This is a genomic window from Megasphaera sp. SW808 (genome assembly GCF_012027795.1).
GTDB classification, from domain to species: domain Bacteria; phylum Bacillota; class Negativicutes; order Veillonellales; family Megasphaeraceae; genus Megasphaera; species Megasphaera stantonii.
This window is the reverse complement of record NZ_SJOT01000017.1, coordinates 26,559-49,030: the sequence shown is the minus strand read 5'-3', so window position 1 is coordinate 49,030 and position 22,472 is coordinate 26,559. Positions and strand designations below refer to the sequence as shown.

At 54.6% G+C, this 22,472-nt stretch carries 23 protein-coding genes; 20 read left to right on the top strand and 3 right to left on the bottom strand.

Annotation, left to right across the window (positions count from 1 at the left end; genetic code table 11):
- Positions 1-56 precede the first annotated feature (56 nt).
- The 3 genes from E0L13_RS07525 (at position 57) to E0L13_RS07515 (ending at position 1,871) form a co-directional block, all read left to right on the top strand.
- Positions 57-1,097 (top strand): alpha/beta hydrolase, encoded by a 1,041-nt coding sequence (locus tag E0L13_RS07525; protein WP_206081577.1) that lies wholly within the window; start codon positions 57-59, stop codon positions 1,095-1,097.
- 131 nt (positions 1,098-1,228) lie between these two features.
- Entirely contained in the window at positions 1,229-1,570 is a 342-nt protein-coding gene (locus E0L13_RS07520; RefSeq protein ID WP_168061456.1) for a nucleotidyltransferase domain-containing protein, read from the top strand.
- Entirely contained in the window at positions 1,563-1,871 is a 309-nt protein-coding gene (locus tag E0L13_RS07515; protein ID WP_206081576.1) for a HEPN domain-containing protein, read from the top strand. The genes E0L13_RS07520 and E0L13_RS07515 overlap by 8 nt, the downstream gene beginning before the upstream one ends.
- Positions 1,872-2,034: 163 nt before the next feature.
- Here the strand turns inward: E0L13_RS07515 and E0L13_RS07510 are convergent, their stop codons facing one another.
- Positions 2,035-2,979: a sugar-binding transcriptional regulator gene (locus E0L13_RS07510; RefSeq protein ID WP_168061454.1), complete on the bottom strand. Its 945-nt coding sequence runs from the start codon at positions 2,977-2,979 to the stop codon at positions 2,035-2,037.
- Between the two features lie 348 nt (positions 2,980-3,327).
- On the opposite strand from E0L13_RS07510, the gene glpK reads away from it, so the two are divergent.
- The 7 genes from glpK (at position 3,328) to E0L13_RS07475 (ending at position 10,224) form a co-directional block, all read left to right on the top strand.
- Complete coding sequence (glpK, locus tag E0L13_RS07505; protein ID WP_168061452.1) at positions 3,328-4,830, top strand: glycerol kinase GlpK; 1,503 nt, start codon at positions 3,328-3,330, stop codon at positions 4,828-4,830.
- 32 nt (positions 4,831-4,862) lie between these two features.
- Entirely contained in the window at positions 4,863-5,588 is a 726-nt protein-coding gene (locus E0L13_RS07500; RefSeq protein ID WP_087478366.1) for an MIP/aquaporin family protein, read from the top strand.
- Positions 5,589-5,811: 223 nt separating this feature from the next.
- Positions 5,812-7,278: an NAD(P)/FAD-dependent oxidoreductase gene (locus E0L13_RS07495; protein WP_107195395.1), complete on the top strand. Its 1,467-nt coding sequence runs from the start codon at positions 5,812-5,814 to the stop codon at positions 7,276-7,278.
- Positions 7,278-8,546: an NAD(P)/FAD-dependent oxidoreductase gene (locus E0L13_RS07490; protein WP_087478368.1), complete on the top strand. Its 1,269-nt coding sequence runs from the start codon at positions 7,278-7,280 to the stop codon at positions 8,544-8,546. Before E0L13_RS07495 ends, E0L13_RS07490 begins: the two co-directional genes overlap by 1 nt.
- A 1-nt stretch (position 8,547) precedes the next feature.
- Positions 8,548-8,919 (top strand): DUF1667 domain-containing protein, encoded by a 372-nt coding sequence (locus E0L13_RS07485; protein WP_087478369.1) that lies wholly within the window; start codon positions 8,548-8,550, stop codon positions 8,917-8,919.
- 155 nt (positions 8,920-9,074) lie between these two features.
- Entirely contained in the window at positions 9,075-9,929 is an 855-nt protein-coding gene (locus E0L13_RS07480) for an Rpn family recombination-promoting nuclease/putative transposase (RefSeq protein ID WP_168061450.1), read from the top strand.
- A complete protein-coding gene (locus E0L13_RS07475; protein WP_087478371.1) occupies positions 9,922-10,224 on the top strand; it encodes a hypothetical protein in 303 nt (100 codons plus the stop codon). The genes E0L13_RS07480 and E0L13_RS07475 overlap by 8 nt, the downstream gene beginning before the upstream one ends.
- 135 nt (positions 10,225-10,359) lie before the next feature.
- Here E0L13_RS07475 and cysK read toward each other — a convergent pair whose 3' ends face one another.
- Both cysK and cysE read right to left on the bottom strand, forming a co-directional pair.
- The gene (cysK, locus tag E0L13_RS07470; RefSeq protein ID WP_168061448.1) at positions 10,360-11,292 is read right to left on the bottom strand and encodes a cysteine synthase A; all 933 of its coding nucleotides are present in this window, start codon (positions 11,290-11,292) and stop codon (positions 10,360-10,362) included.
- 138 nt (positions 11,293-11,430) lie between these two features.
- Positions 11,431-12,177, bottom strand: a complete 747-nt coding sequence (cysE, locus tag E0L13_RS07465; RefSeq protein ID WP_277344285.1) for a serine O-acetyltransferase — start codon at positions 12,175-12,177, stop codon at positions 11,431-11,433.
- 906 nt (positions 12,178-13,083) lie between these two features.
- On the opposite strand from cysE, the gene E0L13_RS07460 reads away from it, so the two are divergent.
- From E0L13_RS07460 to E0L13_RS07415, 10 genes are all read left to right on the top strand, one after another.
- Entirely contained in the window at positions 13,084-13,629 is a 546-nt protein-coding gene (locus tag E0L13_RS07460; RefSeq protein ID WP_087478374.1) for an LUD domain-containing protein, read from the top strand.
- A 15-nt stretch (positions 13,630-13,644) separates the two neighbouring features.
- The gene (gene ldhH, locus E0L13_RS07455; RefSeq protein ID WP_168061444.1) at positions 13,645-15,813 is read left to right on the top strand and encodes an L-lactate dehydrogenase (quinone) large subunit LdhH; all 2,169 of its coding nucleotides are present in this window, start codon (positions 13,645-13,647) and stop codon (positions 15,811-15,813) included.
- A gap of 36 nt (positions 15,814-15,849) precedes the next feature.
- Positions 15,850-16,875: a polyprenyl synthetase family protein gene (locus E0L13_RS07450; protein WP_168061442.1), complete on the top strand. Its 1,026-nt coding sequence runs from the start codon at positions 15,850-15,852 to the stop codon at positions 16,873-16,875.
- Positions 16,875-17,804, top strand: a complete 930-nt coding sequence (locus E0L13_RS07445) for a prenyltransferase (protein WP_168061440.1) — start codon at positions 16,875-16,877, stop codon at positions 17,802-17,804. The genes E0L13_RS07450 and E0L13_RS07445 overlap by 1 nt, the downstream gene beginning before the upstream one ends.
- Positions 17,804-18,514: a ubiquinone/menaquinone biosynthesis methyltransferase gene (locus tag E0L13_RS07440; RefSeq protein ID WP_168061438.1), complete on the top strand. Its 711-nt coding sequence runs from the start codon at positions 17,804-17,806 to the stop codon at positions 18,512-18,514. Before E0L13_RS07445 ends, E0L13_RS07440 begins: the two co-directional genes overlap by 1 nt.
- Positions 18,515-18,597: 83 nt before the next feature.
- Entirely contained in the window at positions 18,598-19,896 is a 1,299-nt protein-coding gene (locus E0L13_RS07435) for an FAD-dependent oxidoreductase (RefSeq protein ID WP_087478379.1), read from the top strand.
- A 1-nt stretch (position 19,897) separates the two neighbouring features.
- Positions 19,898-20,182: a 4Fe-4S dicluster domain-containing protein gene (locus E0L13_RS07430; protein WP_087478380.1), complete on the top strand. Its 285-nt coding sequence runs from the start codon at positions 19,898-19,900 to the stop codon at positions 20,180-20,182.
- A 610-nt stretch (positions 20,183-20,792) separates the two neighbouring features.
- Positions 20,793-20,957 (top strand): 4Fe-4S binding protein, encoded by a 165-nt coding sequence (locus E0L13_RS07425; RefSeq protein WP_087478406.1) that lies wholly within the window; start codon positions 20,793-20,795, stop codon positions 20,955-20,957.
- 135 nt (positions 20,958-21,092) lie between these two features.
- Entirely contained in the window at positions 21,093-21,527 is a 435-nt protein-coding gene (lspA, locus tag E0L13_RS07420) for a signal peptidase II (protein ID WP_087478381.1), read from the top strand.
- 14 nt (positions 21,528-21,541) lie between these two features.
- Complete coding sequence (locus E0L13_RS07415; RefSeq protein ID WP_168061436.1) at positions 21,542-22,459, top strand: RluA family pseudouridine synthase; 918 nt, start codon at positions 21,542-21,544, stop codon at positions 22,457-22,459.
- Positions 22,460-22,472 lie beyond the last annotated feature (13 nt).

The window sequence follows — 22,472 nt, the reverse complement described above, 5'->3', positions numbered from 1 at the left end:
TCTTTTGATATGATAAAATAAATCATCATATTCTATGCATAAGGGAGATGTAAATCGTGTACTCATGGAAACATATGCTGCGCAGTGCTGTTATCTGCGCTGTGATTGCCGCATCGTCTATGACGGCCTTTGCCGGTGAGACGTCGTATTTGGAAAAGGTGGATCCGCAGCTGCGGCCGGCGCTGGAACAGGGATCTTCTCTGGATTTTAATCAGCCCGGCGCGCTGGAGGATATTAACCGGCGGGCCGGAGCCTTAGTCGGTTCGCCGAATTTGCCGAAGGACGAGGCCGTGCAGGTGTACGACGTGTATACTCCTAATGGAGACGGCTCGGAGAAGCTGCGCCTGCGGGTGTACAAGCCCATACAGGCCGAGGCGGCGCTGCCGGGGATTTACTGGATTCACGGCGGCGGTTTCTTATTCGGCGTGCCTGAGCAGGACGAGGCCCAGAGCCTGCGGTTTGCCAAGGAGGTAGGGGCGGTCGTTGTATCTGTCGATTATCGGCTGGCCCCGAAATATCCCTATCCAGCGGCCATCGACGACACCTATACGGGGCTGAAATGGTTTTTTGACAACGCTGCATCCTTAGGCGTCGACGATGAGCGCATTGCCGTTGCCGGAGCCAGCGCCGGCGGGAATCTCTGTGCTGCCGTGGCCTTGATGGCGAGAGACAAAGGCGAAATACGGCCGGCCTTTCAAATGCCTTTGTATCCCATGCTGGACGACCGCATGGCCTCGCCGGCCAGCCGTGAAGTCATGGACATGAGAGTGTGGAACAACGTGTCCAATGTCTTTGCCTGGAAGGCCTACATCGGCGACGCCGTCGGGACGGATCGGGCGACGGCCTATATGGCCCCGGCGAGGGCTGACGATTTGTCGGGTCTGCCGCCGACGTATACCTGCGTCAGCACGCTGGACCCTTTCCGCGACGATACGATACGCTATGCGCAGCGCCTGGCTCAGGCCGGCGTACCGGTGGAATTTCACCTCTATCCCCGGGCATATCACGCCTTCGAGGCCATTGCCAAGGGAACGGCCTATTCGGAGCGGGCTATCGACGAATACGTCCGCGTACTGGACGAAGCGCTGAACCCATAAATCGGATATATGACAGGAAAAGGCTGCCTGAGGGGCAGCCTTTTTGTCTATATGGATATTCTATCTGTTGCGGCGCGTAAAAATCATATATAATACATACTATAGAGTGCCGTGGGAAGGGAGGAATCGATATGTGCTCTGATGCTGTTTTACATGCCGTTATTGCGGAAATTGCCCAGGCTTATCGGACTGCATACGGAACGGCGCTGCGTCATATCTATTTATATGGTTCGTATGCTCGCGGCGACTTTGAAAAGGATTCGGATATAGATTTAGTTGCCATCGTTGAGGGAGAACGCGGCGAATTGCAGCGGAAATTAAAGGAGATATGGAATATTTCGGCAGAGCTGGAGTTAGAATATGATGTTATTATTTCGCCTACGGTGATTCCGGCGGCAGAGTTTGCCGCATATGACGGCGTGCTGCCGTATTATGCCAACATTGCTAAGGAAGGAGTCGAAATCGGTGCCTGACGCTAAAACCGCCCTTATGGCATATCGCTTGGAGAATGCTTCGGAAAAACTGAAAGCCGCCGACATGTTGTATCGCATTGGGTGTTATAAAGATGCTATCAATCGATCGTATTATGCCATTTTTTCAGCTATGAGGGCAGTGCTGGCCTTAGATGGAATCGATTATGCAAAGCATGCCGGCGTTATTTCGTATTTTCAGAAAACCTATATCAAGACGGGTATATTTGAAAAAAGTATTCAAAGTATATTAGTATTGCCTTCCAAATTCGAAACAATTGCGATTATGCCGATTTCTTTTTAGTCAGCGAAGACGATGCGCATGAGCAGTTAACTCATGCGAGGGAATTTATAGAGGCCGTTCGGCAATATCTGGAAGACATAGGTCGTACATAAACAGACGCAGCCCCAGCGGAAGAATGAGAGCCATTCTTTCGCCGGGGCTGCGATTTTTTTAGCATATGGAATTAGGTTTCTTCCTGCAGCAGGCGTTTAGCCGTGAACTGGTCCGTAATGAGGACGTTGGCGTAGCCGCCTTTTAGGGCTGCGCGTATGCTGGCGACCTTGGCTGCGCCGCCTGACAGGAGGATACTGTATTCCTTGGTCCGCAGGCAGTCGAGGTCGATGCCGACGGTGCGGTTGTTCAGCTCGGGGCTGGAAATATTGCCGTCCTTGTCGAAGAAGCGGGAGCAGATATCGCCGACGGCGTGGGTTTTGAGAAATTCCTTTTCTTCTTCGTCGGCGTAGCCCAGACGGAAAAAGAGGGCGTTGTCGCGGACGGTGCCGACGCTGAACAAGGCGATGTTGGCGTTGCGGCCCAGCTCCAGGACGCGCTTGATGTGGCGGTCCTTATAGACCATATCTTTTACGGTTTTGGAATCGAACAGTACGGGCAGGGGCAGATATTGGGCGATGGTTTCGTAGTTTTTGGCGAAGCGTTCGAGAATTTCGTTGGCATAGGTTTCGCCGGCGGCCAGGGTAATCCCCCCTTCGAGCTGGACGATCTGCGCGCCCCGCAGGGGGTGGGGCAGAAGGGCGTGGGACAAGCAGTGCATGGTCGTGCCCCAGCCGACGCCGATGATGTCGCCGTCCTGGACGATTTTGCTGAGGTATTCGGCGCCTACCTGTCCGATGTATTTTTTGATGTCTTCTTCGTCTTCAATAGGCGCGTTGGCAATGCAGGCGTCCTTGAGGCCGAAGGCGGAAACGATTTTTTTTGCCAGGAGACTCTGGTCTTCGATAGGGTCGAAGATTTCAATGCGGACGAAGCCCATGTCTTTCGCGTACTGGAGAATGCGCGATACGGACGGGCGGGACAGGTTGAGCTCTTTGGCTATTTCGGTCTGGCTGTATCCGGATTGGTAATATAGTTTAGCAGCGCTGATGGCTATTTTGTTTTTATTGTTTTGCATGGTAATCCGCCTTATCTGAAAAAATGGCAATGTAGTTCATATAGCTGTTTGTATTATCTTATTATATCACAGGATGAGGCAGCAAGGATATGTATTGTCAAAAATAAACCTAAAATAGAGGGTATCTTTTAATGACAAATATTCTATAAATAGCATACTCTGCTTGTAAAATGCGAAAAAGACATAATGAATTGACTGGTTATATATGATATGCAATACTAAGAAAAAATGTAAAATAAATATTGCAATTATTTTCATATGCTAATATAATTAAGACAACGCATAACCCATATGCTGAACCTGAAAGAAGAGAAGAGAAAAGAGATGTGTTGAAAGGAGTTTGGTATTATGCAGAAGAAGTATGTTATGGCGTTGGATGCGGGGACGACGAGTAACCGCGCGATTATTTTTGACGAAGAATCCCGCATCGTCAGCGTCAGCCAGAAGGAATTTACCCAGCATTTCCCGCAGCCTGGGTGGGTAGAACATGACGCAAACGAAATCCTCCATACGATGGTGGAAGTCATGAAGGGCGCTTTGGAACAGAGCGGCCTGACAGCGGCCGACATTTCGGCTATCGGCATTACGAACCAGCGCGAAACGGCTGTCGTATGGGATAAGACGACGGGCTGCCCCATTTACAACGCCATCGTTTGGCAGTCCCGCCAGACTGCGGCTATTTGTGAAGATTTGATCAAACAGGGCCTGGTTGACGAGTTCAAGGAAAAGACGGGCCTGGTCATTGACACCTATTTCTCCGGTACGAAGGTAAAATGGATTTTGGATACTGTCGAAGGGGCGAGAGAAAAGGCCGAAAAGGGCGAGCTCCTCTTTGGTACCATTGATTCGTGGCTCATCTGGAAGCTCAGCGGCGGCACGGTACATGTAACGGATTATTCCAATGCGTCCCGTACGCTGATGTTCAATATCAAGACCCTCGAATGGGACGACCAGCTCCTTTCGTATCTCGACGTGCCGAAGAGCATGCTGCCGGAAGTCCGTCCGTCCAGCGACGTGTACGGCTACACGGACCCGGCCATTCTCGGCGCTCCCGTCAAGATTGCCGGCGCGGCCGGCGACCAGCAGGCGGCTCTCTTCGGCCAGACCTGCTTTGAACCGGGCATGGCGAAGAACACCTACGGCACGGGCTGCTTCCTCCTCATGAATACGGGCACGGAACCGATCACATCGAAAAACGGCCTCGTCACGACGATTGCCTGGGGCCTCGACGGCAAGGTAGAATATGCATTGGAAGGCTCTATCTTCGTCGCCGGTTCGGCTATTCAGTGGCTCCGCGACGGCATCCGTCTCATCGACACGGCTCCCGACTCGGAATGGGTGGCCAAGCGCGTTCCCGATTCGGACGGCGTATACGTCGTACCGGCTTTCGTCGGCCTCGGCGCTCCGTACTGGGATATGAACGCCCGCGGCACGATTATCGGCATTACCCGCGGCACGACGAAAGCCCACATCGTCCGGGCAACGCTTGACTCCATGGCGTATCAGACGATGGATGTCCTCAGTGCGATGGAAGCCGACTCGGGCATCAAATTAGCTTCTCTGAAGGTAGACGGCGGCGCCTGCGCCAACAACATGCTCATGCAGTTCCAGGCCGATATTCTCCGCGTGCCTGTCGACCGTCCTCAAGTCATCGAAACGACGGCTCTCGGTGCGGCATACCTGGCCGGTCTGGCTGTCGGCGTATGGGAATCGAAGGACGAACTGCGCCATAGCTGGAAGCTCCAGAACCGTTTCGAACCGACGATGGATGCCGACAAATCGGCGGCATATTACAAAGGCTGGCGCAAGGCTGTCAAACATGCCATGCACTGGCTCGACGACGAAGACTAATGGCGTAGCGTTCAGAAAGCGGGTGTCTGTATATGGATAACTTAATCGGTGAATTTTTTGGTACCATGGTGCTTATCGTGTTCGGGGCCGGCGTCTGCGCCTGCAACACGCTGACCAAATCGAAAGGCCAGAACGGCGGCTGGATCTGCATTACCGTCGGATGGGGCTTTGCCGTAACCCTCGGCGTATTTACGGCGACGACTCTCGGCGCGCCCCAGGGTGACTTGAACCCTGCCGTCACGCTGGCGAAGACGATGATCGGCATTTACACCTTTGAACAGTTCCTGGCGACGTCGGTCGTCCAGATTCTCGGCGCCATGGCCGGCGCGGCCATCGTCTGGCTGGCATATCTGCCCCACTGGGCGGAAACGGAAGACAAGGCGGCTAAATTGGGTATTTTCTGCACGGCTCCGGCCATCCGCAACTACCCGGCCAACATCCTGTGCGAAATCATCGGCACGTTCTTCCTGGTATTTGTCATCTGGATGATTTTCTCCAAGCAGGTCGGCGCGATTCCTCCCGGCGTAGGCCCGTACATCGTCGGCGTCCTGATCTGGGCTATCGGCCTCAGCCTCGGCGGTCCGACGGGGTATGCCATCAACCCGGCCCGAGACCTCGGTCCTCGCCTGGCTCATGCGATTTTGCCCATTGCCGGCAAAGGCGGCTCCGACTGGGGATATGCCTGGGTTCCCGTCGTCGCTCCGATCATCGGCGCGTTGGTAGCCTACGGCGTAGCTTCGGCTCTCAGCATTTTCTAATAATTCTATAAGCGGTTACGCGCAGGGACTTCTGACGATGACAGGAGTCCCTGTTTTATAGGAAGGGCTTGCCCATGCGGCGATTTTCTCATAGCTCAATTCCGCACAATGCAAAAATGGAATTTTGTAAAATTGCTATTGCAATTATTTTCACAAACAGATATAATGAAACCATCAGGTAAACACTATTGTATTGGATTCCGCAAAGAAAGAGGTTGTGAACATGACAAAACAAGCAGATGTCGTCGTCATCGGCGGCGGTATTACCGGCGCTGCCATACTGTATGAATTGGCAAAATATAACCTTCGTGCAGTCTTGGTAGAACAGGAACCGGAACTGGCTGCCGGCACGACAAAGGCCAACAGCGCGATTCTCCACGCCGGCTTCGATGCTCCCACTGGCAGCATGAAGGCCCGCATGAACGTAGAAGGCAACGCCATGTACCATGAGCTGAAGGACGAACTGGATTTGGAAATCGAATGGACAGGCTCCTTCGTCGCCGCCGTAGACGACGAAGAAATGAGCGTCCTGCAGGAACTCCTCGAACGGGGCCAGGCCAACGGCGTTCCCGGCCTTGAAATCTGGGACGGCGACAAGGTCCGCGAAAAGGAACCGAACCTCAGCAAGGATATCAAAGGTGCTCTTTGGGCTCCGACTGCCGGCATCTGCTGGCCCTTCGGCATGGCCTTGGCCTTTGCTGAAAACGCCGTCATCAACGGTGCCGAAGTGCTCCGCGAATGCCAGGTAACGGGCATTACCGTAGAAAACGGCGCAGTGAAAGCCGTCGAAACGGACCAGGGCACGATTGAAACGAAATATGTCATCAATGCCGCCGGCGTCCATGCCGACGACGTAAGCCGTATGGCCGGCGACGATTCCTTTACCATCACGCCGCGCCGTGGCGAATACATCCTCTTTGACAAGACGGCGCAGAAAGACCTCGTATACTCGCCGATTTTCCCGACGCCGACGAAAATGGGCAAGGGCATCCTCGTCTGCGCGACGACTCACGGCAACGTATTCGTAGGCCCGAACGCCCACGACCTGGACGGCAGTGAAAAAGATGACACGGCCGTCACGATTCCGGGCATGAACGAAATCCTCGAAAAAGCCCGCAAACTCGTGCCGAACATTCCGGCCGGCGCAGCGATTACGGAATTTGCCGGCGTCCGCGCCGTATCCAGCACGGGCGATTTCATCATCGGCCACTCTGAAAAGACCAAGGGCCTCTTCCAGGCAGCGGGCATCCAGTCTCCGGGCCTGACGTCGGCCCCGGCTATCGCCAAGGCTATCGTAGGCGAAATCGTCGCCGAAACGGGCGCGGCGCAGAAGGAAGACTACAAGAAAGGCCGTCCGGCCCAGCCCTGCTTCCGCACCCTCAGCGATGACGACAAGAAAGCCCTCATCGCGAAGGACGCTGCATACGGCCGCGTCATCTGCCGCTGCGAAACGATTACGGAAGGCGAAATCATCGACGCCATCCGCCGCCCTGTAGGCGCGCGCACCGTCGACGGCGTAAAACGCCGCACCCGCGCCGGCATGGGCCGCTGCCAAGGCGGCTTCTGCGGTCCCCGCGTCACGCAGATTTTGGCTCGCGAACTGAACATCCCCGTAACGGAAGTTCGCAAGGAAATGAGAAAATCCTATATGTTCTACGATAAAGAAACTCAGAGCGGAGGTAAGGCATAATGGCTGAACAACTGTATGATATTATCATCGTCGGCGGCGGCCCGGCAGGTCTTTCGGCCGCATACAGCGCTTGGGAAAACGGCGCGAAGAAAATCCTCGTCCTCGAACGCGACCGCGAAGCGGGCGGCATTCTCCAGCAGTGCATCCACAACGGCTTCGGCCTGCATCACTTCAAGGAAGAGCTGACCGGCCCGGGCTACGCGCAGCGATGCTACGACCTGGTAAAGGATAAACCGGAAATCGAAATCCTCGTCGATACGATGGTTCTCGACGTCCATGAAGATAAAACCGTCACGGCTGTCAGCCCGAAACACGGCCTCATCACCGTACAGGGCAAGACGATCATCCTCACCATGGGCTGCCGCGAACGTACCCGCGGCGCCATCCGCACGCCGGGCTACCGTCCGGCCGGCGTATTCACTGCCGGCGCAGCGCAGCGCATGGTTAACATGGAAGGCTACCTGCCGGGCAAGAAGATCGTCATCCTCGGCAGCGGCGACATCGGCCTCATCATGGCCCGCCGCATGTCCCTCGAAGGCTGCAAGGTGCAGGCTGTTCTCGAAATCTGCCCCTTCTCCAACGGCCTGACCCGCAACATGGTACAGTGCCTGTACGACTACGACATTCCCTTGTACCTGTCCCATACGATTACGGCCATTCACGGCAAAGACCGCGTGACGGGCATTACGGCTGCTAAAGTCGACGACCATATGCAGCCCATTCCGGGTACGGAATTTGACATTGACTGCGACACGCTGCTCCTGTCTGTCGGCCTCATTCCGGAAAACGAATTGTCCCGCGGCTTAGGTCTCGCCATGCATCCGCTGACGAGCGGCCCCATCGTCGACCAGCACCGTGAAACGAGCATGCCCGGCATCTTCGCCGCCGGCAACGTCGTTCACGTTCACGACCTCGTCGACTTCGTATCGGAAGAAGCGGAAATCGCCGGCAAGTTCGCTGCCTTGAAGGCCCTGGGCCAGATGGAAGGCGAAGTCGCCGACGTCAAGGTCGAACCGGCCGACGAAGTACGCACCTGCGTGCCCCAACACATCCGCGCCGCAGCCGAAGGCGAAACGGTCCGCTTGTTCATGCGCGTCCGCCGTCCTCTCAAGAAATGCCGCCTGACGGTTACGAGCGGCGACGACGTCTTAGTGAGCAGAGTCCTCCCTGTCGCTAAACCGAGCGAAATGATTGCCGTCAACGTGCCGGCTGACAAAGCGAAAGGCCATCATGCCGACTGGACTGTTTCCGTAAAGGAGGAAGCGTAACATGAGTGTAGAAACGAAACAACTGAACTGCATCAACTGCCCCATGGGCTGCCTGCTGACCGTTACCTTGACGGACGGCGCGATTACGGACGTAACGGGCAATACCTGCCCCCGCGGCGAAACGTACGCCCATCAGGAATTGACCAATCCCCAGCGCATGCTGACCTCGACGGTACGCATTTCCGGCGGCGAGCTGCCTCTCCTGCCGGTCGTATCGAAATCGACCCTGCCGAAGGGCAAAATCCTCGAATGCGCCCAGGCGCTGCGGGCCGTTTCCATCGAAGCCCCCGTTAAGACCGGCGACGTCATCGTAGCCGATATCCTGGGCCTCGGCGTGGACATCGTAGCCAGCCGCGATATGGATAAGATTTAAGGACCACGCAAGGAAGACGCAGTATATGCCAATATAATGCAACCTTCATCAAAGGACTGTCATGATAAGATCATGGCGGTCCTTTTCTTTTACCCTGTCTGCAGGCGAAATGGAGGGCCTGCTTGTGATATAATATAGGAAAGGAAGAAAGCCGAATGCCTACGACGATTAACCGACTCAACGATTTTTATGTCAAGTATTTATTGGGAAGCGAGAAGCGCAAGCATTTGACGATCCACTTTTTGAACGCCGTCCTGTACGGCGACGATGCGCCGCAGATTGCCGACGTGTTCTTTCTCGACAAGGATTTGGACTCGGAGCGGGCGGACGGAAAGCCGGCCAAGCTCGATATACTGGCGAAAACCGATCAGGGGATGCTGATCAACGTCGAGGTGCAGGTGCGGCGGCAGGCTCATTTGGCCGAGCGGTTTTTATTCTATTGGGCGGAAATGTACGGCAGACAGATGAAGCGGGGCGACGGCTACAACGCGCTGAAGCCGTCGGTGTCCATCATTCTGACGGAGTTTGACCATCTGCCGGAAGCAAGCTGGCACAATGCGTACTCTATCTGCAACGACGTATCCCGCAGGCGGCTGACCGATCATTTTGCCATGCACTTTATTGAATTGAAGAAGTTTACGTACAGCGACGTAAAGGCCCTCCATCGGCTGGGGCGCTGGACGGCGTACTTTTCCAACTGCGGAGACAGGGAAACGGAGGAATTAGCCATGAGCGATCCGGTAATGAAAGAAGTCGTACAGGCTGAAACGGCCTTTACAGAAGACGAAATCATGCGGAGAAAATATTCGCAGCGCGAAAAAGCCGTGAGAGACTATATTTCTGCTATGGATGAGGCGAGAAATGAAGGACTGCAAGAGGGAATCGTGCAGATGGCGGTAAAGATGTTGGAAAACGGAATCGACCGGCATACCGTAGCTGCCATCACCGGGTTGAGCGAACAGGAACTCGCAGCTTTGAAAACGGCTGCGGCAGGAGGCTGTGATGCATAAGGATACGACGATACCGGCGGCAGAGCCTTTTACGGAAGAGCAGATACAGCGGTGGCGCCGCTTGCAGCGCGAAAAGGCCGAGAGAGAGTATATTTCCGATATGGAGGAAGCAAGACGTGAAGGGCTGCGAGAAGGTTTTGAAAAAGGTATAAATGAAGCGATTAAGAAAGGTATAAAATTGGGGATTATGCAGGTGGCAGCCAACATGCTGGCTGTCGGCATGGATATCCGTCAAGTCGCCAGTATTACGGAGCTGAGCGAAGCGGAACTGGATGCCTTGAAACGCGGCGTATAATAAATCTATAATATAAAACAAGACGTTCCCATGACGGCTGCCGCAATGCGGCCTGTTAGGGAACGTCTTGTTTTTGTATGGTTCGCAGGATATATGATACTGCCTATCCTTGCGTTATTATATTATATATGTATATTACAGCTTGATGAATCCCGGCGTCGAGAGATAGCGGTCGCCGTTGTCCGGCAGGACGGCTACGATGGTCTTGCCGGCGTTTTCCGGCCGCTTGGCGATTTCTGCCGCGGCATGGAGGGCTGCGCCGCCGGAAATGCCGATGAGGAGGCCTTCGGCTTTTGTAAAAGCCTGGGCTGCCGTATAGGCTTCGTCTGTCGTGACGGCAGCTACTTCGTCGTAAATGGTCTTGTCGAGGGTTTCGGGGACGAAATTCGCGCCGATGCCCTGCAGCTTATGGGGGCCGGCGTGGCCTTCGGACAGGAGAGGCGAATCGGCCGGTTCAACGGCTACGACCTGGACGGACGGCTTTTGTTCCTTCAGATATTGTCCCGTGCCGCTCAGGGTGCCGCCGGTACCGACGCCGGCGACGAGGATATCGACGGCTCCGTCTGTATCGTCGTAGATTTCCGGGCCTGTCGTGGCCTTGTGGATGGCCGGGTTGGCCGGATTGGTAAACTGGCCGGGGATGAAGCCGTGCAGTTCTTTGGCCAATTCTTCGGCCTTGTCGACGGCTCCCTGCATGCCCTTGGCCCCTTCCGTCAGGACGATGTCTGCACCGTAGGCTGCGATGAGCTTGCGCCGTTCGACGGACATGGTTTCCGGCATGGTGAAGATGGCTTTATAGCCTTTGGCGGCGGCGACGGCGGCCAGGCCGATGCCCGTATTGCCGCTCGTCGGCTCGATGATGACCGTTCCCGGCTTGAGCAGGCCCTTCGCTTCGGCGTCTTCAATCATAGCCTTGGCAATACGGTCCTTGACTGAACCGCCGGGATTAAATGCTTCCAATTTGACGAGCAGGCGGGCGCCGACGCCTTGGGCGGCGTTGAAACGGGCCGGCTCCAGCAGGGGCGTGCGGCCGATCAGATCGAGGATGGATGTATATATCTTTTTCATGAAAATCACTCCTTATACTGTATGTAGTATGATTTGAAACTAAAATAGTAAAAATATACCATAAAATATACTTAACGAGTATATTTTAACTATACAAAGATAACGGACTCCACGCCTTTTACGGGGGAGGAGATGTCCTTAGCGGCTGAGGCTGCGCAGATGCGGCTCGGCGGTGTCCATAGCGCTTACGCGCGACTGGAGGATGGCGACTTGCTGCTGCAAGGCGGCAATCTGGTCTTCGATAGGGTCGGGCAGGCGGTTGTGATCCAAATCGACGTCCTGCTCCGAATGGCTGATCTTTTTGCCCTGCTGGAGGACGACGCGGCCGGGAATGCCGACGACTGTCGAATAGGGCGGCACTTCTTTTAAGACGACGGAGCCGGCGCCGATTTTCGAGCCTTCGCCGACCGTAAAGGAGCCGAGTACCTTTGCTCCGCAGGCGACGACGACGTAATCTCCGATAGTCGGATGGCGCTTGCCCTTTTCCTTGCCCGTGCCGCCGAGGGTCACGCCCTGATAGAGGGATACGTTGTTGCCGATAATGGTCGTCTCGCCGATGACGATGCCCATGCCGTGATCGATGAACAGCCCTTCGCCGATCTGCGCGCCCGGGTGGATTTCAATTCCCGTGAAGAAGCGGGCGATAGTCGAAATGATGCGGGCCGTGACAAACCATTTGTGCAGGTAGAAGAAATGAGCCAGGCGGTATGCCCAGATAGCGTGCAGTCCCGAGTAGCACAGCAGGACTTCCAGGGTATTTTTTACGGCCGGGTCTCGTTCCTTAATGACGTGAATGTCCTTTCTCAGGGTGTTAAACATGAATGGTGCCTCCTTGTGTCGTACGAATAAATGCTGAAATACAAAAAAGCCGCAGTCCCTAAACAGAGACGGCGGCCCGCGGTTCCACTCTGATTTGCAGGCATCTCAGCGATGCGCTGCACCTCAAGACCTATAACGGCGGCAAACCGTGACAACCTACTATATGTTCAGCTGCCCTGCTCCCAAAGGCATTCCATCGTACTAGGCGGCGGCAGGAGCTCTCAGCCGGTGACTCCCGTTCTCTGTATAGCTTTCGTACGTGTACTTGTTTTGGTCATTGCATTTTTCGTTGGGAACATAATACCGTTTGTTTGAACGTTTGTCAAGGTATTTTTTGCAAGGTTATAAAAAATTTACATTTTTCCGTATTCTAAAACGGGCTATTTGGAATGCGATGCGTGTCAAGTTGAAATGAATTATTGTAATGTTCAGATGCACATTGCAGGACAGGTGATGCAGTGGAAATAGAACATAACATTGCGTCATAAAATAACGAATAATGTATACAAAATGGAATTATAATGCAAAATGAATGAATTTTAAAACAAATAAAAATGAAAATTAATAATATAAATACGAATAGTCAAAGTGGAACATGGAAGGAGCTTTGTTGGAAAAACGTGCGGGATTAACCCTATAAGTAATAATTTTTAATCATAGTAAAATGCCGAAAAAGTCATGATAAAAAGACATAGCGGCATGCAAAATACCTGATAAAACCTAGTGAAATAGCGAATATTATACTGCAGAGGTATTAATTTAAGTAATATAAACTTGTCAAGTGTATTGCTATGTCATATATGCAAATATGACTATAAAGCATGGATATGCGAGTATCGTTTCACAAAATATATTGCGACTTTGCGTCAGACTCGTTGCATAAATTGTATAAAATGCTATACTTATATTAATACTTTAATAGTATGCCATGCATTCATTTAAATTTTATATTTGACGTAAAGAGGTGTGAACATGGAAAAAGCAGAATTGTACGAAACGTTCCAAAAAGGATTAACCAGCGTCGCTGGGGAATGCTATTTGGCTAAAAAAGCCGACGTAGCAGCAACTCTTGTCAAGATTTTCCAGGAAAAGGATGTAAAGGATGTAGCTCTGGTCGAAACGCCGCTCCTCAAAGAAGCCGGCGCAGCCGACGCCTTGAAGGCAGCAGGCATCAAGACAGACACGGATCACTTCCGCAAAAACGCTCCCTATGATAAAGGCGGCGTAACGGAAGCCGATTACGGCGTCGCAAACCTGGGCTCCCTCGTCCAAATGAAGGATGATATTGACGACCGTATCGTAGAAATCGTAGCGGACGTATATGTCGGCATTATCAAATTGTCGAAGATCGTCGACGATTTCGATTCCATGATCGACATTATGGCCGAAACGAAGCCATTCCCGAAATTTGCCGGCATCATTACGGGCCCGAGCCGTACGGCCGACATCGAATGCGTGAGCACGGTCGGCGTTCACGGACCGCGCCAGTATGCCGTCATTGTTGTGGAAGATGAGTAAAGGAGGGAATGACACATGTCAACTGAAATGGATTTGTTGAAACAAGAAATCGAGCGCGCAATGGACAACGCGCCTTTGCAGAAAGCGCTGAAAAACTTTACGACTGCGTATCCCGGCAACCGCGAACGCGTGTATAAAGGATACGACTTTGAAGCTCTGCGGGAAAAGGTTCACGAAGTAAAATCCTACGCCCGCGACCACATCGACGAACTCCTCGACGAATTCGAAAAGAACGCCACGGCTAACGGCGCCGTCGTATTCCGCGCCCATTCGCCGCAGGAAGCCTTCGACTATGCTTTAAAGGTAGCGAAAGAACAGAACGTCAAACTCGTCGTCAAATCGAAATCCATGGCATCGGAAGAAATCCACTTCAACCCGGGCTTTGAAGCCGCAGGCATTCACGCTCAGGAAACGGACTTGGGCGAATTCATCAACGCCATCGCCGGCGACACGCCGTCCCACATGGTAATGCCCGCCATTCACTACTCCAAGGAAGACGTAGCCGACTTGTTTACGTCCTATACGAAAGAAAAAGAAGTTCCCGATATTTCCAAGGAAGTTAAAACGGCTCGCCGCGTCATGCGTGAAAAATTCCTGACCGCTGAAATGGGCGTATCCGGCGCCAACGCCGCCGTCGCCGAAACGGGCACGGTCATCACCATGAGCAACGAAGGCAACGGCCGTATGGTAGGTACCTTGCCGGCCAGCCACATGTACATCTTCGGCATTGAAAAATTCGTCGCCAAGATGAGCGATATCCGCTATATCTTCAAGGTCCTGCCCCGCAACGGCACGGCTCAGAACCTGACGACGTACCTGTCCTTCTATACCGGTGCGACGGACGTCGTAACGGATGAGGAAAACGATACGAAGCAGAAGAAGAGCTTCCACATCATCATCCTCGATACGCCGGAACGCCGCAAGATCATGGCCGACCCCGATTATCAGGATATTTTCTGCTGTATCCGCTGCGCAGCCTGCCTCAACGTATGTCCGGCCTTCCGTCTCGTAGGCGGCCACGTATACGGCGGCAATATTTACACCGGCGGCATCGGTACGCTGCTTACGGCCTTCCTCAACAGCCGTGAACGCGGTAAAGAAATTCAGAATATCTGTCTCCAGTGCGGCACGTGCAACACGGTCTGCGGCGGCAAGCTCGACATTGCCGGCATGATCCTGAAGCTGCGCACGAAGTACGCTCAGGAAGACGGCCTCAACCCGATTCATAAATTCTGTCTTGACACGGTTGCCGACCGCCATCTGTTCCATTCCATGCTGCGCATCGCTTCCGTTGCTCAGGGCGCGATTACCAAAGGCCAGCCGATGATCCGTCATATGCCGATGTTCCTGTCCGGCCTGACGTCGGGCCGCAGCCTGCCGAGCATCGCTCCGCAGCCGTTCCGCGACGTACTGCCGTCGATCAAACAGGACGTTCCCAATCCGAAGGGCAAGATCGCGATCTTCACGGGCTGCCTCCTCGATTTCGTATACGTAGACATCGCGACAGCCGTCGTCAAAGCCCTCAACATGGCCGGCTATGTCGTAGAAATGCCTCTCGGCCAGTCCTGCTGCGGGGCTCCGGCAACGTACATGGGCGACGCAGACAACGCTAAGAAGGCGGCTGAGCTCAACATCGAAGCGATGGAAGCAGAAAAATACGACTACATCGTATCGGCCTGCCCGACCTGCACGCACGCCCTGCGCGATTACAAAGAAATGTTCAAGGATGATCCGGAAATGTACAAGAAGGCTTCCGAACTGAGCGACAAGTCCTACGACTTCTCCAAGCTGCTCCACATGCTCGGCGGTCTCCCGGACAACGGCGACGGCGTTCCCATGAAGGTTACGTATCACGATTCGTGCCATATGAAACGCTACATGGGCGTATATAAAGAACAGCGCGAACTCCTGGAAGGCACGAAGGGCGTAGAAATCGTGGAAATGAACAACTGCGATAAATGCTGCGGTTTCGGCGGCTCCTACTCGATTAAATTCCCCGAAATGTCCGCTCCGATGCTCGAAGAAAAGATCGACAACATCGTGGCTACCGGCGCCGACACCGTGGCTGTCGACTGCCCGGGCTGCCTGCTCCAGATCAAAGGCGGTCTCGACGCGCGCGGCCTGAACAACATCCAGGTAAAACATACGGCCCAGATTCTCGTAGAAAAAAGAGAAAAACAATAACTCCTAACACGGCCGGAAAGGTGTATGGGAACGGCGATGATAAAACAGACATTATTAGAAAACAGCGTTCGGAAATTTATGCCGAAGTATTTTGCCAACGTCAGTGATGAGCAAATAGAGCAGATAAAGAACTATATACAGGCCTTTACGGCCCATACCTTTGCCGGAACGCCGACCGGCGCGGTACTTACCGACGCGACGGCGTCAGAAGGAAAGATGATACGGCCCCGCCTGTTGATGATGGCCTCGGAATACGGACCCAAACGCGGCGACGCGCAGGAAAGGCTGTATAAGCTGGCGGCTATCGTCGAAATGACGCATTTGGCTTCGCTGATTCACGATGATGTCGTAGACGACGCTCCCTTCCGACGGGGCAAGCCGTCCATCCAGAGCCGGTACGGAAAAAACGCCGCTGTCTATGCCGGAGATTTCCTCATGAGCCGCATCAGCTATCACCTCATGAAGGAAGGCTTGAACAGGGCCGGCATGGTCCTGTCGAAGACGGTAGAGGAAATGTGCAGCGGCGAAATCGGACAGGCTATGTGCCGGTACAAGGATACGGTAACGATTGACGAGTACCTGCGCAACATCCACGGCAAGACCGTAGCCCTGTTCATGGCCTGCTGCCGCATCGGCGCGATGGAAAGCGGCTGCAGTGAACAGCACGCCGGCATATTGGAATCCTTTGGCGAATGCCTGGGGTATATGTTCCAGCTGCGGGACGACCTGCTGGACTTTACGGACGACAAGGCCCTGAACGGCAAGACCGTCCATCAGGATTTCCGCGAAGGCATCTACACGCTGCCCGTCCTCATCGCCCTGGAACGGCCCGGCGGCCGGGCCGCGCTGGCCCCGTACATGGAGCGCAGCGCAGCCGGTACGCTGACGGCCGCAGATATTCGGGCGATGGAACGCCTCGTAGCGGAATTCGGCGGCATGGAAGAGGCGTGGAGGTATATCCGCCGTTACCAGCGCCGGGCAGAAGAACTGCTGGCGTTTCTGCCGCCGTGCGACGCGGCGCCTCTCCTGCGCAAGCTCGTCAGCAAGCTGGGGGCGGTGTAATGGCGGGACGACAGGCCATGACCGTGACGGCTGCCGTCCGGCTGGCCAATCCCCATTCGTGGGTAGCCGCGGTCTATCCGGCTGTCTTCGGCGAGCTGTACTGCCTGCTGGCCGGCTACGACCTATCGTGGTTCCAGGCCGTTCTCCTGCTGGGGGCGTGCATCCTCATGCAGTCGTCGGTCAATACGCTGAACGATTATTTCGATTTCGTAAAGGGAACGGACACGACGGACGACTTCGTCGAAGTCCACGACGCCGTACTGGTATACGAGGACATTGCGCCGAAGCAGGCCCTGTATTTAGGCTTCGCCTATCTGGCCGCGGCGGCCCTGCTGGCGCTGCCGGTCATCGTCGGCGCAGGCCCTGCGCCCTGGTGCATCGGCCTTGTCGGCGGCCTCGTCGTCCTGGCCTATTCAGGCGGCAAGACGCCCTTATCCTACCTGCCCGTAGGCGAACTCGTCTCCGGCGGCGTCATGGGCGGCCTCATTCCGCTGGGAGTAGCGGCAGCCGTACACGGCATCGTCGATGGCCTGGCTCTGATACTAGCCATTCCCTTCATCATCGGAATCGGCCTGGTCATGATGACCAATAATATCAGCGATATCGAAAAGGACAGGCAGGCCCGGCGCAAGACCCTTCCCGTCGTAGTGGGAAGACCGAAGGCCGTAAGGCTGTACCGGGCAGCCGTCGTCTGCTGGATCGTGAGCCTCCTCGTCATTCCCGTCTGGTACGGCGGCCTCTCAGGCCTCGTCGTGCCGGCTCTCACGGCCTTGACGGGCCGGAAGGTCTTTGCCTTCTTGCTGACATCGCCGTTGATTCCGCAGGAGCGGGTGCGGCAGATGAAGTGCATCGCCATGGCCAACGTGCTGGGAAACGGCGCGTATTTGATCGGCGCGGCCCTGGCCGTGCTGGCAGGGAGGACGGTCTGATGGATTCGATGGAAAAACGCAGGCGCGTGTACGGCATCTTCCAGGGCATTTCCCAGACCTACGACGGCGCGAACCGCCGCATCAGCCTGGGGCTGGAGCAATCGTGGAAGCGGGGCCTCGTCGAGGCTGTAGCCTCGCAGGTACCGGACGGCGGCGCCGTTCTGGACGTCTGCTGCGGCACGGGAGACATCGCCGTAGCCGTGGCAAGCCGGCGGCCTGATGCAGCCGTTACAGGTCTTGATTTCTCGCCGGCCATGCTGGACGTGGCCCGCCGTAAGAGCGCGGCTCTGGAAAACCTGACTTGGCGGGAAGGCGACGCCATGGCCCTTCCCTTTGCAGACGATACGTTTTCGGCGGCGGCCATATCCTTCGGTCTCCGCAACACGCCTGATTACGGCGCGGTCCTGACGGAAATGACCCGCGTCGTTTGCCCCGGCGGCTGGGTATACTGCCTCGATTCCTTTGTACCTGACTCGCCGTTGATTCGACCCTTTTACGACCTGTATTTCCGCGGCGTCATGCCTCTATTGGGCGGTGGCTTCCGCCATCGCAGGGAATACCGGTGGTTGTGGCAGTCTACGCGGGACTTTCTCCGCAAGCGCGAGCTGACGGCTCTCTTTGCCGCCGTCGGCCTGGAGAAGGTTCGCGCTGACAGCCATCTCTTTGGAACCTGCGCGCTGCACAGCGGGCAGAAACCCCGATACATCTGAACGAACAGGAAATACTATACGTTTACATACATAAACCGGCGGAGCCGACGCATTGGAACCGCACGGTTAAGGAGGGTAAGAACATGAGTAGTGAAGAAAAATTTGATGCTATCGTTGTTGGCGGTGGCTTGGCCGGTTCGGCGGCAGCCCTGACTATGGCAAAAGCCGGACTCGACGTTATGTTGATTGAACGCGGCAAATTCTGCGGCTCTAAAAACTCCAGCGGCGGCCGTATTTACGGTCACAGCCTGGAACGCCTGATTCCGAACTTTGCCGAAGAAGCTCCGATCGAACGCAAGATTACCCAGGAACGCCTGTCCCTCATGACGGAAGGCGGAGCCTTGAGCTTCCAGTACAATTCCGACAAGCTGCAGAACCTGAAATATCCGTCCTATTCTGTACTCCGTTCGAAATTCGACAAATGGATGGCTGAAAAAGCGGAAGAAGCCGGCGTCATGCTTCTCGAAGGCTTCCGCGTAGACCAGGTCCTCGTCGATGAAAGCGGCAAGGCAACGGGCGTCGTCTGCGGCGACGAAGAATTCGACGCCGACGTCATCGTATTGGCCGACGGCGTAAACTCCCTGCTGGCACAGCAGCTGGGCATGAAACAGGAACTGGACCCGAAAGACGTAGCCGTAGGCGTTAAAGAAGTCATCTACCTCGGCGAAGACGTCATTAACGAACGCTTCGGCCTCCAGGGCGACGAAGGCGCTGCCTGGATGATCGCTGGCGACCCGACGGGCGGCAACCTCGGCGGCGGCTTTATCTACACCAATAAGGACAGCCTGTCCCTGGGCATCGTTACGACGATCAGCGACATCGGCCGCGTGGACGTCAGCGTTCCCGATATGGTAGAACGCATGAAGAATCATCCGTCTATCGCTCCCTTCGTCAAAGGCGGCAAGCTGACGGAATATTCGGCCCACCTCGTTACGGAAGGCGGCCTCAAGATGATGCCCGAACTCGTACGCGACGGCGTGATCGTAGCCGGCGACGCAGCTGCTATGGTCGTCAACCTGGGCTACACGGTCCGCGGCATGGACCTGGCTATTGAATCGGGTCGTCTGGCCGGCGAAGCCGTCGTCCGGGCTAAAGCGAGAGAAGACTTCTCGGCCGAAAGCCTGTCGTACTACAAGAAGCTCCTCGACGAAAGCTTCATCATGAAGCTCATGAAACAGTATCAGAACTTGCCGGGCCTCTTGGAAGACCACATCATCTTCAACGACGTTCCGAAGATGGCCGACGAATTTGCCGGCATGGTCTACAAAGTAGACGGCGGCGCGCCTGTTGCCCTGCCGATGATCGCCTTGACTGTCTTGGCTAACAACGGCGGCTTGAACGGACTCTTTGATCTTGGCAAAAAAGCTTGGGAGGCGATGTAAGATGGCAAAAATGAGCGTAGACGATAAACTCGGCGTAGTTAAATTCGTGACGGACGAACACGAATCCCACATCGAAATCAACGAAGATTATCAGGATGAAGCGGAAATCAAACGCTTGGTCATGGCTTGTCCGGCTGAATTGTACAAATACACGGACGGCAAATTGGTCTTCAATCATGAAGGCTGCCTGGAATGCGGCACGTGCCGCGTCATTTCCGGCGGCAAGGGCGTCAAGAGCTGGAATCATCCGAAGGGCGCCATGGGCGTAGAATATCATCACGGTTAATATACGGCCTGCATAAAGGCGGAAGGGCGGCGTACGCGCTGTCTTTCCGCTTTTTCCATGTATGAGCTTATGCTGCAGCCCATAAAAAGCGATGCTGTATGAGCATATATGGTAAAAATTTAATCGAATTTTAATCTAAATTTAATTTACTTTTGGCCGTAACCTGCTATTATAATAAGTGTAGAACAGATCATCTACGACGAGTTGAAGATATAAGTTGTTCATATACCCCTCGAACACCCCTATCTTATGTCTTCAGCAAAGCTAAGATATTATCTTCCCCCGATAGTATCTTACACTTAGAAAGAGCCGGCCCCCCTCGCCGGCTCTTTTGCTGTATATGGCAGCAGAAACGTAAAACGTTTATCTTTCATGCTGATAATGAACGATATTCATTCTGAGCTGCTGCGGGCGGTTTGGAGCATTTAGGGCAGCCCAGGAGAGAGAAGGCAGACTGTGCCTGTATATCTGAGGGAGAATGGTTTGGGACATGGCTGAAAATACTTTTTTTGCCCGATGCGGGGTCATTGACATTTTCAACTATTCGTGCAATAATGAGAAAGAACAAGGGACTAGTTCCCCGAACGACATGAGTCTGGAGGTGAAAAACATGCATGTAATTTCTGACGAATGCGTAAAATGCGGTTCCTGCGCAGGCGCTTGCCCGACTGGTGCTATCGAAGAAGGCGAAACGAAGTACGTTATCACTGACGCTTGCATCGATTGCGGTTCTTGCGAATCCGTATGTCCGACTGGTGCTATCTCTGCTGAATAATAGCACCCCCGACTATAAGATAAAAAAGGAGACATGTATATGTCTCCTTTTTTATTTGAATTTTGCCGGTCAATATGATAGGATAGAATCACTGTACGATATCGTACGGAAAGATGCGCACATAGGAGGTTTTGGGTGCAGGTATGGTATATCGCCCTGGTAATCATTGCGTTGGACCAGGGAAGCAAATGGCTGATTCAGCAAGGAATGACGCTTCATGAATCGATTCCGGTCATTCCGGGATTTTTTCATATTACATATATTTTAAACAGAGGCGCGGCGTTTGGTATTTTAGAAAATCAACGCTGGCTTTTTCTGATTATGGCAATACTATTGTTTGTATTGTACGCTGTATTTCGCAAGAAGCTGCCGGAGCATCGGGCGGTGCAGGCCGGCGCGGGCATGCTCCTGGGAGGCGCCTTCGGCAACGCCTTGGACCGCTTTCTGCACGGCGCTGTCGTCGACTTTTTCGATTTCCGCATCTGGCCGGTGTTCAACATCGCCGATATCGGCATCGTCGTCGGCGTATGCCTGCTGCTGTGGTACAGCTGGACACATATTTCTGAGTAAGCGAGGAGACCAATATGGATGAAGTACGAGTAACCGTAACGGAAGAATGGGCCGATACGCGGCTGGACGTCTATATGGCCAAGACGATGGATATATCCCGCAGCTTTGCCCAGCAGCTTGTCGAAACGGGCGATGTGCTGGTCAACGGTAAGGCTGCGAAGAGCAACCGCCGCCTGAGCGAAGGAGACGAAGTGGCCGTGACGATGGAGCAGCCGGCAGAGCTGCAGGCCGTGCCGGAAGATATTCCCCTGAATGTCGTATACGAAGACAAGGACATCATCGTCGTCAATAAGGCCCGGGGCATGGTCGTCCATCCGGCGGCGGGAAATCCCAACGGCACGCTGGTCAACGCCCTGCTGTACCACTGCCGCGGCGAGCTGTCCGGAATCAACGGCGTCATACGCCCGGGCATCGTCCACCGCCTGGACAAGGATACGTCGGGCGTCATGGTAGCTGCGAAAAACGACGAAGCTCATAAGGGACTGGCCGCGCAGATCAAAGCCCATTCGGCCCGCCGTACCTATTGGGCCCTCGTCCACGGCAACATTGCCGAAGAAAAGGGCATCGTCGACGGCCCCATCGGCCGCCATCCCAAGGACCGGATCAAGATGGCCGTCACCTTTAAGGGCGGCCGCGAAGCCGTGACCCATTTCCGCGTCCTCAAGCGCTACGGCGAGTACACCTGGATTGAATGCAAGCTGGAGACGGGACGGACCCACCAGATCCGCGTCCATATGGCCTACATCGGCCATCCCGTCGTCAACGATCCCTTGTACGGCTATAAAAAAGATGATTTTCCCATTGAGGGGCAGGCCCTTCATTCCCATTGCCTGGACCTGGTCCATCCCGTCACGGGCGAGGCCATGCACTTCGAAGCGCCTATGCCCGACGATTTTGCAGCGTGCCTGCACCGTGCCGAACAGCACAGATAAGCGAGGTGTGTAC